The following is a 14,395-nucleotide window of genomic DNA, read 5'->3' as shown; positions in this document are numbered from 1 at the left end:
AGTGTTCCAACTTTTTTAAATTTGATATTTTTACAACCTAAAAATAAATAAAAGCTTTTTTAAGTAAAGATTAGATAGAATAACAGCTTAATTTAATTTTAAAAAAGGGATAATATTATGAAAAGAACATACCAACCACATAAGCTTCCTAGAGTTAGAACACATGGTTTTAGAGCTAGAATGAAGACAAAAAATGGTCGTAAAGTTATTAGCGCTAGAAGAGCAAAAGGTAGAAAAAGACTATCTGTTTGAAAAAATTTAGCTCGCTTAGTAAAGCATCTGAATTTTCAGATGTTTATAAGAATGCCAAAAAGTGGCATTGTGAGTGCATGGTTGTGCTTTATTTAAGCACTGAATTATATAAATTTGCAGTAATTGCAAATAAAAAAGTTGGTTGTGCGGTTATCAGAAATAGAACAAAAAGGGTTGTAAGATCCGCTTTCGCTGATATATCAAATAGCTTAAAAAGTGGCATTTATATAATAATAGCAAAACCCGGTCTAAACGAAATTCCATTTTTGCAGATAAAGAAAAATTTAAAATGGTCATTTAAAAAGCTTGAGACATTTGAAAAATGAATCATATTTTTATATATTTTATTAAATTTTATCAAAAATGGATTTCCCCATTATTTCCAAAAACCTGCAGATACTATCCAACATGTTCTGAATATGCTTATTTAGAATTTAAATATAATTTTTTTTTGATTGCTGTATTTCACACTATCTTTAGATTACTAAGGTGCAATCAACTTTTTAAGGGCGGTTTTGACCATCCTATAATAAAAAAAGAGATAAAAGTGGTTTCTATTATGAGAAACGATATAAAAAATTTTAAATTTTGGCTAGTTCCTTATAAAAAAAATAAATTTTATATTGTAAAGAACTTAAAAAATAAAAAGGACAAATAGTGTTAGATAATTTATCACCACAAAAAAGAATGGTTATTGCCATTTGCTTATCACTTGTATTTTTCGTCGCATATGGGTATTTTTTCCCAAAAAAACCGCATATATCACAAGAATTAAATAGCACAAATAAAGCAATATTGCAAGAAAAACAAGCCCCTGTTTTAAATACACAAGATAGTGCTCCAAATATTCAAGCAAAACAAGAACTAGAAATTTTAACAACAATCAATGGAAAATTCTTTGAAGCGCAAATTGATGCTCTTGGAAGAATATCAAAATTTTATCTAAATGAAGATAAATATATGTTAGAAGATGGCAGCAAAATGCCCCTTATAACAAAAGAACCATACCCTTTAGAAATGAGATTTAGCGATCCAAATCTAAATGAACTTGCTTTTAGCAATTCATACAAAGCAGATAAAACTCATATAGATTTAAAAGATGGAGAACAAAGCGTAAATCTTACTCAAACATTAGACAATCTTACTATAAATAAAAAAATTACTTTTTCTCCAAATGGTAGCTATAAAGTTGACATAACTTTAAGTAATCCCACAAGTTATTTTATAACTCCTGGCTTTAGACCAGATGTTGCGGTTGATAGCTACACAGTACATGGTCTTTTGATAAAGCAAAATGATGGGAGTCTTGCTGATATAAAAGATGGTAATGCAAAAGGTGATGAAAGATTTAAAAATGCTTTTATTGCAGCAGCTTCAGATAGATACTATACAACACTATTTTATGATTTTGATAAAGGCTTGGATGTAGCTGTAAATAGTGATAGTTCAAAAAACGGAACTATATTTATATCAGCTAACGAAAATGCATCCTTTAAAGGATTTATAGGACCAAAAGCTCATGATCTTTTAAAAAGCATAGATAAAAAACTTTTGGATGTAATAGAATATGGCTGGTTTACATTCATAGCAAAACCACTTTTTTCATTTTTAAATTTACTTCACGGATTTTTAGGGAACTGGGGCTGGGCAATTGTTGCCATGACTTTAGTTATAAGGGTTGTGCTATTTCCTTTAACATTCAAGGGGATGGTTTCAATGAATAAACTAAAAGATATAGCTCCTAAAATCAAAGAAATTCAAGCAAAATACAAAAGTGACCCACAAAAAATGCAAGCTCACATGATGGAGCTATATAGAAAAAATGGCGCAAATCCAATGGGTGGATGTTTGCCAATATTGCTTCAAATTCCGATATTTTTTGCAATATATAGAGTTTTATTAAATGCAATTGAATTAAAAGGTGCAGAATGGATTTTATGGATAAATGACCTTGCTATAAAAGATCCATATTTTATATTACCTATTCTTATGGGCGCAACTATGTTTTTACAACAACATTTTACACCTACAAATTTCACAGATCCTATGCAAGAAAAGATTATGAAATTTTTACCTTTAATATTTACATTTTTCTTCATAACTTTCCCTGCAGGTTTGACTCTTTATTGGTTCATAAATAATGTTTGTTCTATTGTACAACAACTTATAGTAAATGCCATATTTAAAAAAAATAAACAAAAGGAAATTATGGAGGCAAAACATGAAAAAATTTGAGGCTCCAACTTTACAAGAAGCCATAAGCAAGGCTTCTTTAGAGCTAGATTGTTCGATACTAGATTTAGATTACAATATCTTACAAAACTCAAGCGGAGGATTTTTAGGTTTTTTTAAAAAATCTGCGATTATAGAAGCAAAAAATAAAAACTTAACCCACAAAAAACCACAAAAAGAATCAAGCAGAACAGAACATAAACCCAATAAAGAAATTTCTGCAGATAAAAAAAGAAATCAAAAGAAAAAATCCAATAAAACAAAGCAAGATAATACTTTTGAGACAGCTTTAAATACTGAGAATTTAACCAAAAATACTATAACCGAAGTACCAAAAGAATCTAAAACAATTTCTCATAAATCATCTCTTGATAAACAAAAGATAGATTCTTTAGTCGATAATTTTTATACACCATCAAAAGATAATGAAGAAGATATAAAATCAACGATTATCCAAAAAGAAAAAACCACTACTCCTATACCTGCCAAAACTTTAGATGAGATAAAAAATGGCCTTACTCTACTATTTTCAGATAACTGTTTTAACATAACCAAAATAGAAGTAAGCGAATATAGCGAAGATTGTGTGCTTATAAATCTTGATGGCGAAGATGCTGCACTTTTAATAGGTAAAGAAGGATACAGGTATAAAGCTTTGTCATATCTACTTTTCAACTGGATAAACGGCAAATACAACCTTTCTATAAGACTTGAAATAGCTGAGTTTTTGAAAAATCAAGAAGAAAGAATTTCTCTTTATACTCAAAATGTAATCCAAAGAGTTGAAAAAAATGGCTATGCCCAAACCAAAATTTTAGATGGCGTTCTTATTAAAATCGCATTAGAACAACTAAGGGCTAAATTCCCAAACAAATATGTAGGTATAAAAACATCAAATGATGGTAAATTTATAGTTATAAATGATTTTATAAAAAAACATGAATGATACAATCACTGCCATTGCCACAGCTCATGGCATTGGCGCAGTTTCTATAGTTAGACTTAGCGGTGAAATGGCGCTAAGTCTAACTCAAATTCTCACAAAAAATAAACTTTTACATCCAAGACATGCAACTTTGTGCGATATTTTTTCAAGTAATGGTGAATTTATAGATGAAGGCATAGTGATATATTTTAAAGCTCCATATAGCTTTACTGGCGAAGATGTAGTTGAGTTTCAGATGCACGGTGGCGTTGTTATAGCTGATATCATCGTAAATGAACTAGTAAAACTTGGTGCAAGACTTGCAAATCCTGGAGAGTTTAGCAAAAGAGCTTTTTTAAATGATAAAATGGATCTAAACAAAGCTGAAAATATCCAAAGCATGATAAATGCAAAAAGCGAAAATGCAGCAAAAATACTAGCAAGAACAATGCATGGCGAACTTAATGAGTTTGTAAACTCTCTAAGAATTGAGCTTACAAAAACTTTAGCATATGTTGAGACTTGCATTGATTATGCAGAAGATGATCTGCCGCCCCAAATTCTTACTCAAACACAAAATTTACTAGATGAAAATATAGCAAAATTATCTCAAATTTCAAGTATAAGCGAACAGAGACAGGGTCTCATAGATGGTTTTAAAATAGCAATCATCGGTAAGCCAAATGTAGGCAAAAGCTCTATTTTAAACGCTATGCTTAAATTTAATCGTGCCATAATAAGCGATATAGCAGGCACTACGCGCGATACCATACAAGAAAGCTTAAAAGTTGGGACTCATCTTGTTAAGATAATTGATACCGCAGGTATCAGAAATAGCGATGATAGCATAGAGAGTATTGGTATAACGCACTCTATAAATGCGGCAAATGAAGCAGATGTCATAATTGCTGTTTTTGATGGTAGCAAAAAGAGTGACAAAGAAGATGAAGAAATTTTAGAAATTTGCAAAAACTCTGGTAAAAAAATTTTAAATATTTTAAATAAAAATGACTTGGAGTTTAAATTTGATATAAATTTAAATGAACCTATAAAAATTTCAGCCAAAAAAAGCACGGATGAGATCTTATTAAGCTTAGAAAAGTACCTAAATACTAAAAATTATGATGGCCTTATGCTTAGTTCAAAACGCCAAATATTAGCTAGCAAAAATGCCCTAAGTTCTTTAAAAAATGCAAAAGAACTTTTAAATAATGCACAGCTTGAACTTTTTGCTTTTGAGATAAATGGAGCGATAAGTGCAATTTCATCAATCACAAAACCATTTGAAAGAAGTGAAATACTCGATGAAATGTTTAGCAACTTTTGTCTTGGAAAATAGCTAGGTTTTAAATTTATAAGCAACTTTTAGTTATAATCTTTTAAAACAAATCCAAAAAGGAATTTCATGGATAAAGATACCATAAAAGCACATAAAATTAGCGAAGATGAATATAAAAAAATTTTAGAAATTTTAGGTCGTGAGCCAAATTTACTTGAACTTGGAATATTTTCTGCAATGTGGAGCGAACACTGCTCATATAAATCAAGCAAAAAATACCTAAATGGCTTTCCAACAAAAGCTCCTTGGGTTATTCAAGGACCAGGTGAAAATGCTGGAGTTATAGATGTAGGCGATGGTATGGCTGCTATTTTTAAAATGGAAAGCCATAATCACCCTAGTTTTATAGAGCCATTTCAAGGCGCAGCAACTGGAGTTGGAGGTATTTTACGCGATATTTTCACAATGGGCGCAAGAGTTGAAGCAAATATGAACTCACTGCGCTTTGGAAATATAACATCTAAAGATAAAGTTAGTAAACGCCAAAGATACCTAGTAAAAGGCGTTGTTAGTGGTATAGCTCACTATGGAAACTGTATGGGAATCCCAACAGTTGGTGGTGAAGTTAGTTTTGATGAGAGCTTTAATGGAAACATACTTGTAAATGCATTTGCGCTTGGAATTTGTAAAAGCGATGAGATATTTTATGGAAAAGCTGAAGGCGTAGGAAATCCAGTTATTTATGTAGGTTCAAAAACTGGTAGAGATGGCCTTGGTGGTGCAGTTATGGCAAGTGATAGTTTCAATGAAGAGAACAAATCTCTTCGCCCAACTGTACAAGTTGGCGATCCTTTTGCAGAAAAACTACTAATGGAGGCTTGCTTAGAGCTTTTTAAGACAGATTATATAATAGGTATACAAGATATGGGTGCAGCTGGACTTACCTCATCAAGCTTTGAGATGGCTGGGAGAAGTGGAAGTGGAATGAGGCTTCATCTTGATAAAGTGCCTATGCGCGAGATTAGTATGACACCTTATGAGCTAATGCTTAGTGAATCACAAGAAAGAATGCTAATTTGTGCTAAAAAAGGTTGCGAAGAGAAAATAAAGGCTATATTTGCAAAATGGGATTTAGACGCTGAAGTTATCGGAGAAGTTACAGATAGTGGAAAAATGGAACTATTTTGGAATGGCGAATTAGCAGGAAATATACCTATAGATCCACTTAGTGAAGCAGCTCCTGTGCTTGATCGCCCGATAAAAGAGCCACAATATCTAAAGGATATGAAAAAAATAGATTTTTTAACTTTAAAAAATATAAGTATTGATGAAGCTTTTGATACGCTTTTAAAAGATCCTCACATATTAAATAAATCATTTATTTATGACCAATACGATAGTTATGTTGGCACAAATGGTATTAAAAAACCAGGCTTTTTGGGAGCTGCTGCATTAAGAGTAAAAGAAAATGGTGCTAGTATATCCATGGCAATGGAGTGCAACACAAGATATAACTATGTAAATCCTAAAATAGGAGCCGCAATAGCAGTTGCAACAGCTGGTAGAAAAGTAGCGATGAGCGGTGCAACGCCACTTGCGATAACAGACTGTCTAAACTATGGAAATCCGCTAAATGAGGAAGTTATGTGGCAGTTTGCAAAAGGTTGTGAAGGTATAAAAGAAGCATGCCTTGAGCTAAATACTCCTGTTGTAAGTGGAAATGTAAGTTTATATAATGAAACAGATGGTGTGAGCATACAGCCTACTCCAGCTATAGTAACAGTTGGAGTAAATAAAGATGCAAACAAACTTTTGCCATCAATTTTTCGAAGCACAAACAAAAGTGTATATTTACTTGGTGAGACAAAAGGAAACTTTGCAGGCTCACTATATATGAAAGCACTTTACAATGAAGTTAGTGGAGAGCTTTTAGATGTAGATTATAAAAAAGAAAAAGCACTATGGAACCTTGTAATAAAGGCAAATGAGTTAAATTTACTTGAATGTGCAAACTCTGTTGGAATTGGTGGAGTTGCAATTACATTAGCTAAGATGAGTTGCATTTCAAATATAGGCATAAATGCTAAAGCGGAGTTTGAAGATGAAAGATATATCTTTGATGAGAGTTTTTCAAGAGCGATAGTTTGCGTAAAAGATGATGATAAATTTATAGATCTAGCAAAAGATTTTGATATCAAAATAACAAAAATAGGAACAACTTACGGAGATAAATTTATACTAAACAATATAAGTAGAAATTTAAAAGATATGCAAGAAATTTACTTTAATGAGTTTAACAAAATAGTAACAAAAGAGGATTAAGGGTGAATCTTTTACTTTTCATAGGCGCTGTATTTTTTGTCTTTTGGCTGATAAGTGGTGGAACAAAAAACTTTAACACGAGCCAAATTAGAAGAAATTTTAGCTACGAAGAAGCTATTTATATAGTTTCTCTTCTAGCAAAAATAACTAAAAGCGATGGTAAAATAAGCACAAAAGAAGCAAATTTAGTAAGTCAAATTTTAACAGATATAACAAATACTCTAAATGGTTCAAATAATACTAGAGAAAATCTAAAAAGAGTTTTTAATACACAGAAAATGGATCTTAGCAATACATTTAGGCTTGCATTAGAATATAAAATGAAATTTAATCTAAGCGAGCTAGAATGTATTCAAAAAATATATTCTCTTTTAAATATAGTATATGTTGATGGCGAAATTACAAAAGATGAAATACAAATCATCACAAAAATAGCAGATGGTTTTAGTATAAATCACAGAATTTTGCAACAAATTATAGATAGTTTTGATACTAGCTTTGCAAATCATCAAGAAAATACCTCAAGTCAAAATAATAAAAAATCTCCCTATGAAATACTTGGAGTTAGCAAAGATACAAGTTTTAGTGAGATAAAAAAGGCATATCGCGAGCTTGTTAAAAAGTATCATCCTGATATTTTAACAGGAAAAGGCGCAGATGATGAAGCAGTGCAAGTTGGCACCAAAAAACTTCAAGAGATAAATGAGGCTTATGAAAGCTTAAAAAAGATATATAATCAATGAATGAGCTCATAGAAAACAGATCTTTTTTAACAGGGCAAATCATAACCTATCTTGGTAACAAACGCTCACTTTTAGACTTCATAGAAAAAGGCATAAATATAGCCAAAAGCGACCTTAAAAAAGAGAAGTTAAGCTGCATTGATCTTTTTAGTGGAAGCGGTATAGTTGCTAGGTTTTTAAAAGCTCATAGTAATTTTTTAGTCGCAAATGATTTGGAACTTTACTCAAAAATCATAAATGAGTGCTATTTAACAAATATAAATGACAACCTCACAAAAGAAATTAATGCAACTTTTAAAACACTAAATCAAAGCATAAAATCAAATTTTAAACCAGGTTTTATAAGTGAACTTTATGCACCAAAAGATGATAAAAACATCACTCAAAACGAAAGAGTTTTTTATACTAAATTTAATGCAAATTTCATCGACACTGCAAGGTGCGAAATAGCAAAACTTGATGAGAATATGCAAAAATTTTTCTTAGCTCCACTTCTTTATCTTGCAAGCAACCACACAAATACAAGTGGCGTTTTTAAAGGCTTTTATAAAGATAAAAACGGTACTGGTAAATTTGGAGGAAGTGGTGAAAATGCACTTAAGCGAATTTGTGCGAAAATGGAGATTATAAAGCCTATTTTTTCTAGTTTTAACTGCGTTTTTAATGTTTATCAAAAAGATGCAAATAATTTAGCAAAAGAAGTTGATAATGTGGATTTATGTTACATAGACCCGCCTTATAATCTTCATCCGTACGGATCAAACTATTTTATGTTAAATTTAATTGCCAAGTATGAAAAACCAAGTGAAATTTCTAAAATCTCGGGCATACCAACAGATTGGAATCGCTCAGCTTATAACAAAAAAAATTCAGCAAAAGAGGCTTTTTTAGACCTTATAGAGCATATAAAAGCTAAGTTTATCTTGGTATCATACAACAACGAAGGCATCATTTCTAAAGATGAGTTTTTTGATATCCTCAGTAAATTTGGCAAAACTGAAATGATACAAAAAGATTATAATGCATTTAGAGGAAGTAGAAATTTAAAAAACAGAAACATACATGTAAAAGAAAATCTTTACATTTTAAAAAAACAATAAAATTAAAAAGGAGTAAAAATGAGAGCACTTATTAGCGTTAGTGACAAAAGTGGCGTAGTTGAGTTCGCAAAAGAACTTAAGAGCTTAAATTACGAGATTTTAAGCACAGGCGGCACTTACAAGCTTTTAAAGGATAACGGCATAAAAGCTATAGAAGTTAGCGAGTTTACAAAAAGCCCTGAGATGTTTGAAGGCAGAGTTAAAACACTTCATCCAAAAGTTCATGGTGGCATTTTATACAAAAGAGACAACAAAGAACATGTAAAACAAGCTAGCGAGTTTGGCGTAGATGCTATAGATTTAGTTTGCGTAAATTTATATCCATTTAAAGAAACTATAGAAAAAACAGATGATTTTGATGAGATTATCGAAAACATAGACATCGGTGGTCCTACAATGGTAAGAAGTGCTGCTAAAAACTTTAAAAGCGTTATGATAGTAACCGATAAAAATGATTATAAAAAAGTTATAGACTCCATAAAAAATGGTAAAGTTGATGATGAGTTTAAAAGAGATCTTATGATAAAAGCGTTCGAGCACACCGCAAGTTATGATAGCATGATAGCAAATTATATGAACAAGCGATTTAACGGTAATTTTGGAGCAAAATACTTTATAAGTGGCACGAAAGTTTTTGATACAAGATATGGCGAAAATCCTCATCAAAAAGGTGCTTTGTATGAATTTGATGAGTTTTTTAGCAAAAATTTTAGAGCCCTAAAAGGTGAAGCTAGTTTTAATAATATGACCGATTTATATGGTGCTGTAAATCTAGCTTCAAGTTTCGGCGAGTCTCCTGCAGTTGCGATTTGTAAACATGCTAATCCTTGCGGGTTTGCTATAAAAGAAAACTTGTTTGAAAGCTATATTTACGCATTAAAATGCGATCCTGTTTCTGCATATGGCGGCGTAATAGCGATAAATGGAACACTTGATAAAACATTAGCTGAGAAACTTCACGAAAAAGGCACTTTTATGGAGGTTATCATCGCAGCAAATGTGACAGATGAGGCACTAGAAATTTTTAGTGATAAAAAAAGAACTAAAATTTTTACCCATGATAGCGAGTTCTTAAAACGCAACGATGAGAAATTTGATTTTAAACACATTGATGGTGGCTTTGTTTTACAAGAAAGGGATTTTGTAAGCAAAAACGAAGTAAAAGATGCAAAATGCGTAACTTTAAGAAGCGCAACAAAAGGTGAATTTGATGATATAAATATAGCTTGGCAAGTTGCAGCACTTACAAAATCAAACTGTGTAGTGTACGTAAAAGACAGCGCAATGGTAGCAATTGGTATGGGCATGACAAGTAGAGTGGATGCAGCGCGCGCAGCAGTTGCAAAAGCAAATGATATGGGTCTTGATCTAAATGGATGCGTTTTAGCAAGTGAGGCATTTTTTCCTTTTAGAGATAGCATCGATATAGCTAAAAAAGTTGGTGTAAAAGCAATAATTCAACCAGGTGGATCAATACGTGATGATGAAGTTATAGGTGCAGCAAACGAAGCTGATATAGCTATGTATTTTACAGGAATTCGCCACTTTTTACATTAAATTTAGGGGTATTTACCCCTTTTCTTCTCTTTTTTATATCAACAAAAAATTATCTTTTTTTTTGACAAGAATCAATAATAAATTTTTAAAACAGTGTTATAATGATATCAAATTTCAAATTATTGGAGATGATTTATGAATACATATTTTAAAGATTGGAATGAATTTAATGCAGAAGGGGCAACTGTGCCTTTTTATAAAAAAGACAGTTTTATAGGATTTGATAGCAGTAGTTGCACTCCTCCCGGACCTATGGTAAATGCGACAGTTGCTCTAAATTTTATTAAAGATAAAAATACAAAAGTTATCATGATAAATCATAAATTTCCAGCTGGACTTATACCAAAGATAGAACAAGATTATAATTATGAAAAAGAAGAACTTGAAAATGGTTTTGTAAAAATTATTTTTAGTCTAAAAGATGGAAAAACACCAAAAACCTTAGATACAAATCAAATTTGTAAAGGTTAAAATGAGTTCTATTCTTACAACGTTTGCTCCACCATTTAAGATAATAGGTGGATATTTTTTAGTAGGACTTATTTTTTTAGCTAGTAGTACTATTGGATATTTTTTAGCCGATTTCAATGTCATAGTCACACTTCCTACGGCTGGATTTTTACACTTATTTTTAATCGGTTTTGTAATAAGTATAATTATAGGAGCGTTATATCAATTAACATCTGTCATTATAGAAAAAAATTTTTATAGCATTAAATTTGCTATGCCTAATCTAATACTTTATGGTGCAGGAATTTTTCTATTAGTGTTTGGCTTTTTTATGCAAAATATAAACTTATTACATATCGGCGGGGTTTTACTTTTTATAAGCTTGGGATATTTTATAATCTGTTTTTTGCTCAGTTTTAAGGGCTCAAATGTTAATAATTTTGCATTTTTAACACTTTTTATTGGAGGAGTTTTTTTAGCAATTGGAATTATATTTGGTCTTTTTCTACTTTTTGAGACAACAGGCTTCTTTGTTTTTTATTTTATATTTTTACTTAGTTATCATTTGTATTTTGTTTTAGGTTTTATATACTTTATAATTCTTGGTGCTTCTAGCATTTTAATACCTATGTTTGCACTTTCTCACAAAGTAAGTTTTATGCTTTATTACATATCATTTGGACTATATTTATGCGCTGGAGCCATACTTTGGTACGATTATAATATTTTTTTTATTTTAACATCAATTAGTATCATTAGCTTTATCGCTCAAATTTTTTTAATACTTAAAAAAAGAGTAAGAAAAGCATGGGATTATTGGAATTTAAATATAATTATATCTCTTTTGTTTTTATTTGTTAGTGGAATTTTATATCTATTTGAAATAAAATCATGGATTTTTACTTTACTTTTTGGCTTTTTATATGCTTTTACCATAGCTCATATCTATAAAATAGCGCCTTTTCTCGTATGGTATCACTATGTTTCGCCTTTTGTTGGCAAAATGAAAGTTCCAATGTTAGAAGATATGATAATAAAAAATATTGCTTTTATATCTTTAATTTTTAACGTGTTTGGAGTTATATGTGCTATTTTGCAATTAGAAATTTTAGCCATAATTTGTATTTTTATTAGTATTGTTTTGGTTATTATAAATATCATAAATATTTTTAAATATACAAAATTTGGTAAAAAAGGATATATAAATGAATAAAGCTGATGAAATTTATGAGAGTTTAAAGACCATTGTAGACCCTGAAATCGGATTTGATATCGTATCTTTGGGACTTATTTATGATGTTAAATTTGAAAACGAAAAAGCTAAAGTTATCATGACTTTATCAACTAAGTCTTGCCCTTTGCATGAGTTAATACTTAATTGGGTAAATGATGCAGTTGTAAAAGTTGATGGAGTTAAGCAGTGCGATATTGAGTTAGTTTGGGAACCAGCTTGGAGCATAGATATGGCTACAGATGAAGTCAAAGAAGCATTAAAATTTTAGACTGTTTTTTAAAAATATAAAAAAAATTTGACCAATATACTTATTTATATTTTATTAGATAGAAAAGAAACTTATAAATAAGTATACTAAATTTTACTCTCGTTTTCAAAAAACCACATAAAAGCGAAAATCAGACTAGCCGCTTTTGCTTTAGTCTCATCGTACGCAAAACTCATAGCTTTATTTCTAGGTACATAAACTAATTCTATATTTTCATCATCTACCCCACCGCCCTCTGTCACTTTCATGCTATCATCAATATAAGCAAAAAACAAACTTTGTCTATTTGATGAAACCCCAAAAGAAGCGTAAGTAGTTGTGATATTCACCAAATCTCTTACTCTAAAGCCTGTTTCTTCTTTGATTTCTTCTATTGCAGTTTGCTTTGCGCATATATTTTTGTCCATAATACCAGAGCATAACTCGTAAGAAAAGCCGCTTTCATCACTTTTTATACTATTTTTTTGTTGATAGTGCCAAAGAGGTGGGCGAAACTGCTTTACAAGCAAAAAAGCATCTTTATTTTTATGATAAAGCAAGATAGAAACGCTATCATGAATCTCTATACAGTCCCAAACCCTATCTATGCCATTTTGTCTAAACTCAATACTAAATGGCTTTATAAATTTATTACTTTTTAGGGTTGTTATTTTAAAATCCTTTATATCAGCATCCATGTTGCAAGTCCTAGAAAACTTAAAAATCCTATTGTGTCAGTAAAAGCTGTAAGTAGTACCGATGATCCGACAGCAGGATCTATTTTTAATTTTTTTAATGTCATTGGAATTATAGCACCCAAAAATCCAGCAAATGAAAAATTTATAATCATGGCACAACATATCACTACTCCAAGCACAGGAGTATTGAACCAAAAAGCAGAAATAATTCCAAGCATAATTCCAAATATTACACTATTCATCATAGCTATACCAACTTCTCTTTTTAATACATATTTTGCATCACTAAATTCTATCTCACCAAGAGCCAGCTTTCTAACCGTTACTGTAAGCGCTTGTGTGCCAGTATTTCCACCCATTCCACTAACTATAGGCATCAAGATAGCAAGAGCCACAAAAGATTCTATAGTATTGCCAAATAAACTTATAACAGATGATGATAAAAGAGCTGTCCCTAAATTTAAAAACAACCATGAAGCCCTTGAAACACAAGCCTTATATATAGTATCGTTTTCTTCCTCAGCTTCATCATCAAGTCCAGCTAGGTTATAAATTTGTTCTGTTGCACTTTCTTGTATAAAATCATGGATATCATCAGTTGTTATTCTTCCAACTAAAACTCCATTACTATTTACAATTGGCAAAACACTCAAGTCAAACTCTTGAAAATCTACGGCAACATCTTCTATATTATCACTATCTAGAGCAAAATGTGGTTTGTATTCATCTTCTGGAGCATTAGATACTATATTTCCTATTGTCTCACTAAAATTACAAGTTATAAGATCATAAAGAGGAATGGCGTATTTTAGTTTATTATCACTATCAACCACAAAAAGTTGATAAATATCTTGTAATTCACCTTCTTCTTTCAGCCTTTTAAGTCTTTTTATGGCACTTTCCAGGGTTTCGCTAGAGCTAGCGCTAAAAAGCTCAGTTTGCATATATGAGCCAGCTTCTTCATCTGAATAATTAGAAAGCTTTAATATGTCTTCTTGATCATCTTTATCTAATTCATTAAAAAGTTCTCTAGCTTTTTTTTGATCTATTTCTTTTATATATTTTAAAAGCTCAACTTGGTCGTCACTTTCGAGTTCTTCAATAGCTTCTACAACCTTATCTTTAGGAAGTATTTCTATCACATCTTTTATCATGTGATCTGGCATTTCCATAGCAACTTCACCAAGTACTTCTGGATCAAGCTTTTCTAAATATTTTTCATACTCTTCATCATCATTTTTCTTTATGGTTCTAAGATATTCGGCTATATCAGTGCTACTGAGTTCTTCTTCTAGCTCTTCTTCAAAATGAGAATCTAGCTGTTCTTTAGCAGTCTGTAGCTCTTCTTCACTCATA

Annotated in this window: 15 protein-coding genes; 13 read left to right on the top strand and 2 right to left on the bottom strand. The window is 31.0% G+C overall.

Annotated features, from left to right (window positions below; all coding sequences use genetic code 11):
• Positions 1-117: 117 nt before the first annotated feature.
• From rpmH to ACZ5VL_RS05685, 13 genes are all read left to right on the top strand, one after another.
• Positions 118-252, top strand: a complete 135-nt coding sequence (rpmH, locus tag ACZ5VL_RS05745; protein WP_464198050.1) for a 50S ribosomal protein L34 — start codon at positions 118-120, stop codon at positions 250-252.
• Positions 249-578, top strand: a complete 330-nt coding sequence (gene rnpA, locus ACZ5VL_RS05740; protein WP_464198049.1) for a ribonuclease P protein component — start codon at positions 249-251, stop codon at positions 576-578. Before rpmH ends, rnpA begins: the two co-directional genes overlap by 4 nt.
• Entirely contained in the window at positions 575-910 is a 336-nt protein-coding gene (gene yidD / locus ACZ5VL_RS05735) for a membrane protein insertion efficiency factor YidD (RefSeq protein WP_464198048.1), read from the top strand. The genes rnpA and yidD overlap by 4 nt, the downstream gene beginning before the upstream one ends.
• 29 nt (positions 911-939) lie before the next feature.
• Positions 940-2,487 (top strand): membrane protein insertase YidC, encoded by a 1,548-nt coding sequence (gene yidC, locus ACZ5VL_RS05730; protein ID WP_464200270.1) that lies wholly within the window; start codon positions 940-942, stop codon positions 2,485-2,487.
• Positions 2,474-3,430: a Jag N-terminal domain-containing protein gene (locus ACZ5VL_RS05725; protein WP_464198047.1), complete on the top strand. Its 957-nt coding sequence runs from the start codon at positions 2,474-2,476 to the stop codon at positions 3,428-3,430. Before yidC ends, ACZ5VL_RS05725 begins: the two co-directional genes overlap by 14 nt.
• Complete coding sequence (gene mnmE, locus ACZ5VL_RS05720; protein ID WP_464198046.1) at positions 3,423-4,748, top strand: tRNA uridine-5-carboxymethylaminomethyl(34) synthesis GTPase MnmE; 1,326 nt, start codon at positions 3,423-3,425, stop codon at positions 4,746-4,748. The genes ACZ5VL_RS05725 and mnmE overlap by 8 nt, the downstream gene beginning before the upstream one ends.
• 66 nt (positions 4,749-4,814) lie before the next feature.
• The gene (purL, locus tag ACZ5VL_RS05715; protein WP_464198045.1) at positions 4,815-7,010 is read left to right on the top strand and encodes a phosphoribosylformylglycinamidine synthase subunit PurL; all 2,196 of its coding nucleotides are present in this window, start codon (positions 4,815-4,817) and stop codon (positions 7,008-7,010) included.
• Between the two features lie 2 nt (positions 7,011-7,012).
• The gene (locus tag ACZ5VL_RS05710) at positions 7,013-7,753 is read left to right on the top strand and encodes a DnaJ domain-containing protein (RefSeq protein WP_464198044.1); all 741 of its coding nucleotides are present in this window, start codon (positions 7,013-7,015) and stop codon (positions 7,751-7,753) included.
• On the top strand, positions 7,750-8,853 hold the full coding sequence (locus ACZ5VL_RS05705) for a DNA adenine methylase (RefSeq protein ID WP_464198043.1): 1,104 nt from the start codon (positions 7,750-7,752) through the stop codon (positions 8,851-8,853). Before ACZ5VL_RS05710 ends, ACZ5VL_RS05705 begins: the two co-directional genes overlap by 4 nt.
• 18 nt (positions 8,854-8,871) lie before the next feature.
• Complete coding sequence (gene purH / locus ACZ5VL_RS05700) at positions 8,872-10,410, top strand: bifunctional phosphoribosylaminoimidazolecarboxamide formyltransferase/IMP cyclohydrolase (RefSeq protein WP_464198042.1); 1,539 nt, start codon at positions 8,872-8,874, stop codon at positions 10,408-10,410.
• Between the two features lie 135 nt (positions 10,411-10,545).
• Positions 10,546-10,881 carry a hypothetical protein gene (locus tag ACZ5VL_RS05695; protein ID WP_464198041.1) on the top strand — a complete coding sequence of 112 codons (336 nt, stop codon included), beginning with the start codon at positions 10,546-10,548 and terminating at the stop codon, positions 10,879-10,881.
• Position 10,882: 1 nt separating this feature from the next.
• Positions 10,883-12,073, top strand: a complete 1,191-nt coding sequence (locus ACZ5VL_RS05690; protein ID WP_464198040.1) for a peptidase M50 — start codon at positions 10,883-10,885, stop codon at positions 12,071-12,073.
• A complete protein-coding gene (locus tag ACZ5VL_RS05685; RefSeq protein ID WP_464198039.1) occupies positions 12,066-12,362 on the top strand; it encodes a metal-sulfur cluster assembly factor in 297 nt (98 codons plus the stop codon). Before ACZ5VL_RS05690 ends, ACZ5VL_RS05685 begins: the two co-directional genes overlap by 8 nt.
• 86 nt (positions 12,363-12,448) lie before the next feature.
• Here the strand turns inward: ACZ5VL_RS05685 and ACZ5VL_RS05680 are convergent, their stop codons facing one another.
• Together ACZ5VL_RS05680 and mgtE are read right to left on the bottom strand one after the other, a co-directional pair.
• Entirely contained in the window at positions 12,449-13,039 is a 591-nt protein-coding gene (locus ACZ5VL_RS05680) for an NUDIX domain-containing protein (protein WP_464198038.1), read from the bottom strand.
• Positions 13,024-14,394, bottom strand: coding sequence for a magnesium transporter (gene mgtE, locus ACZ5VL_RS05675; protein WP_464198037.1), 1,371 nt, complete (start codon positions 14,392-14,394; stop codon positions 13,024-13,026). The genes ACZ5VL_RS05680 and mgtE overlap by 16 nt, the downstream gene beginning before the upstream one ends.
• Position 14,395: the final 1 nt, after the last annotated feature.

Source organism: Campylobacter sp. GTC17093, assembly GCF_055397635.1.
Note: the sequence above shows the minus strand (reverse complement) of the source record. Positions and strands in the feature narration are given on the sequence as shown.

Excerpts from the sequence above, each read along its gene's own strand:
- ACZ5VL_RS05695 (WP_464198041.1), top strand. The coding sequence starts at position 10,546 with ATGAATACATATTTTAAAGATTGGAATGAATTTAATGCAGAAGGGGCA.
- yidD (WP_464198048.1), top strand. The coding sequence starts at position 575 with ATGAATCATATTTTTATATATTTTATTAAATTTTATCAAAAATGGATT.
- ACZ5VL_RS05680 (WP_464198038.1), bottom strand. The coding sequence starts at position 13,039 with ATGGATGCTGATATAAAGGATTTTAAAATAACAACCCTAAAAAGTAAT.
- yidC (WP_464200270.1), top strand. The coding sequence starts at position 940 with ATGGTTATTGCCATTTGCTTATCACTTGTATTTTTCGTCGCATATGGG.
- purH (WP_464198042.1), top strand. The coding sequence starts at position 8,872 with ATGAGAGCACTTATTAGCGTTAGTGACAAAAGTGGCGTAGTTGAGTTC.
- purL (WP_464198045.1), top strand. The coding sequence starts at position 4,815 with ATGGATAAAGATACCATAAAAGCACATAAAATTAGCGAAGATGAATAT.
- ACZ5VL_RS05725 (WP_464198047.1), top strand. The coding sequence starts at position 2,474 with ATGAAAAAATTTGAGGCTCCAACTTTACAAGAAGCCATAAGCAAGGCT.
- mnmE (WP_464198046.1), top strand. The coding sequence starts at position 3,423 with ATGAATGATACAATCACTGCCATTGCCACAGCTCATGGCATTGGCGCA.
- ACZ5VL_RS05690 (WP_464198040.1), top strand. The coding sequence starts at position 10,883 with ATGAGTTCTATTCTTACAACGTTTGCTCCACCATTTAAGATAATAGGT.
- ACZ5VL_RS05705 (WP_464198043.1), top strand. The coding sequence starts at position 7,750 with ATGAATGAGCTCATAGAAAACAGATCTTTTTTAACAGGGCAAATCATA.
- rpmH (WP_464198050.1), top strand. The coding sequence starts at position 118 with ATGAAAAGAACATACCAACCACATAAGCTTCCTAGAGTTAGAACACAT.
- ACZ5VL_RS05685 (WP_464198039.1), top strand. The coding sequence starts at position 12,066 with ATGAATAAAGCTGATGAAATTTATGAGAGTTTAAAGACCATTGTAGAC.
- mgtE (WP_464198037.1), bottom strand. The coding sequence starts at position 14,394 with ATGAGTGAAGAAGAGCTACAGACTGCTAAAGAACAGCTAGATTCTCAT.